Genomic DNA, 1217 nt, shown 5'->3' on the forward strand with positions numbered 1-1217 from the left:
GGCTGGCACGTGGTGCCCCGGGTCGACGGCCACAAGCCGGAAGAGATCCAGGCGGCCATCGAACTGGCCAAGCAGCACGACGACAAGCCCAGCCTGATCATCTGCCAGACCGTCATCGGCTTCGGCGCCCCCAACAAGCAGGGCAAGGAGGAGTGCCACGGCGCGGCGCTGGGCGAGGACGAGGTCGCCGCGGCCCGCGTCCGGCTCGACTGGCCCCACGCTCCCTTCCACATTCCCGAGCCGATCTACCAGGGCTGGGATGCCCGCGAGGCCGGCCAGACCCGCCAGGCCGACTGGCAGGCGCGCTTCGCCCGCTATGCCGAGGCCTATCCGGCCGAGGCCAGGGAGTTCCAGCGCCGCTTGAAGGGTGAACTGCCGGTGGATCTCACCAGCGAGGCGCTGATCGAGCAGGCCCAGGCGCAGGGCGAGAGCGTGGCCAGCCGCAAGGCCTCGCTGGCCTGCCTCAACGCCCTCGGCCCGCAACTGCCCGAGCTGCTCGGCGGCAGCGCCGACCTGGCGCCCTCCAACCTGACCTTCTGGAACGGGGCCCGCGCGATCACCGCCGAGGACGCCAGCGGCAACTACCTGCACTACGGGGTGCGCGAGTTCGGCATGGGCGCGATCATGAACGGCATCGCCCTGCACGGCGGCTTCGTGCCCTATGGCGCCACCTTCCTGATCTTCATGGAGTACATGCGCAACGCGGTGCGCATGGCGGCGCTGATCGGCACCCGGGCGATCTACGTCTTCACCCACGACTCCATCGGCCTGGGCGAGGACGGCCCCACCCACCAGCCCATCGAGCAGCTCACCGCCCTGCGCGCGACGCCCAACCTGGCCACCTGGCGCCCCTGCGACGCGGTGGAGACCGCCGCCGCCTGGAACGCCGCCCTCAAGCGCCAGGCCGGCCCCACCGCCCTGGTGCTGTCGCGCCAGACCCTGCCGCACCAGGCGCGCACCAAGCAGCAGCTGGCCGAGATCCAGCGCGGCGGTTATGTGCTGCGCGACAGCGAGGGCACGCCCGAGCTGATCCTGATCGCCACCGGCGCCGAGGTGGGCCTGGCCATGGACGCCGCGGCGGAGCTGGAGCAGGCCGGCCGCGCGGTGCGGGTGGTCTCGATGCCCTCGACCGACCGCTTCGACGCCCAGGACGCCGAGTACCGCGAGCGCGTGCTGCCGAGGGCGGTGAGCGCACGGCTCGCCATCGAGGCCGGCCA

The 1217-nt window shown here is 72.4% G+C and carries 1 protein-coding gene; it reads left to right on the top strand.

Annotation, left to right across the window (positions count from 1 at the left end):
- A partial coding sequence (locus MKP05_RS21130; RefSeq protein ID WP_276316708.1) for a thiamine pyrophosphate-binding protein occupies positions 1-1217 on the top strand: 1217 nt, incomplete at both ends.

This window comes from Halomonas flagellata (assembly GCF_022487945.1).
In the GTDB taxonomy this organism is placed as follows: domain Bacteria; phylum Pseudomonadota; class Gammaproteobacteria; order Pseudomonadales; family Halomonadaceae; genus Halomonas; species Halomonas flagellata.